Source organism: Photobacterium alginatilyticum (assembly GCF_009910675.1).
Lineage (GTDB): Bacteria > Pseudomonadota > Gammaproteobacteria > Enterobacterales > Vibrionaceae > Photobacterium > Photobacterium alginatilyticum.
In genome coordinates, this window is record NZ_RSEJ01000122.1 from 1 (window position 1) to 1,197 (window position 1,197).

At 45.9% G+C, this 1,197-nt stretch carries 1 protein-coding gene; it reads right to left on the bottom strand.

The genetic code is table 11. From position 1 onward, the window contains the following. Positions 1–594 precede the first annotated feature (594 nt). Complete coding sequence (locus EIZ48_RS28295) at positions 595–1,029, bottom strand: GNAT family N-acetyltransferase (protein ID WP_160658732.1); 435 nt, start codon at positions 1,027–1,029, stop codon at positions 595–597. Between the last annotated feature and the right edge of the window lie 168 nt (positions 1,030–1,197).

The window sequence follows — 1,197 nt, forward strand, 5'->3', positions numbered from 1 at the left end:
TAACGCCTGCGATAAGGTGCCCCACACTGAACCAACAATGCACACCGAACTCCAGACCAAAACCACCGAGTGTAACGGGTCACCTTGATTGCTTTGTTAGGCATTTCCACTTGTGGCTTCCCTACCTGGCCGTCGAACTCTCAGCGTGCCCCGGCGCCAACCATGGGATACAGCACACACGAATCTTCGCGAGACATGTAAACTATCAACACCTTAAAGCCAGCTACAATTGCATGACACCCTGATGAGATGCTAATCGAGGCTGCACCACCAAACTGATGGTTTAAGTTGACGACAAGCTTTTCACAGCGATGTATCGAGGAAGCTAGGAATGCTTATTGCCAACGTTTGAGACAGCAAAGAATGGAACAACCTGCATTTCTCCGAACATTAAGGACAGCCATACGATGAACGAATGGCCTAAGATTTCCCGTTCTTGAACGATGTGGTTACGGCCAGATCATAAAGCAGGCTTTTCCCATGCCTAACGCCTGCAATAAGGTGTGCCCCACTGAGCCTGCAAAGCACACTGAACTCCGAACCAAAACCGCCGAGTGTAGCGCATCACCTTGATTGCTTTGTTATAAAACCGAGCTATACATCTGAGTTAGAAGATGAATTGTAAGAAAACATGCGAACTTCATCACGAGGAAACCAACCCATCTTCTGATAAAAACACTGTGCCTTTTCATTTGTATTGTGAACAAAAAGGTGAGTTTTCGATATTCCAATACGCCCCAACGCCGATATTGCATTATCAACGAGTTGTTGCCCTATGCCTTTTGAACGGTGGGCTGACGATACTGAGAGGTGCTGTAAATACCCTCTTCGTCCATCTGTACCAACTAGAACTGCCCCAAGAATCTGATTGTTGTCGACAGCAACAAAACTCAACCCTTGGTTTCGCTTTAAATACGCTTCAATGTTCTCCTTTGAATCTGCATCACGAAGGGTCATACCTTCTGATTCAGTCCAAAGATTGATTACATCTTGATAATCTGAGATATCCATTTCTCGAACTTGTACCACTGAACTCTCCATAGGTTTTATAACGCCCGCAATAAGGTGCGCCCCACTGAAGCGACAAAGCACACTGAACTCCGTACCAAAACCGCCGAGTGTAATGCGTCACACTTGATTGCCTTGTTATACGTTTTGGTTTCAATACGCCAGCCTCCCATCAGAAAGTCTTTTAAG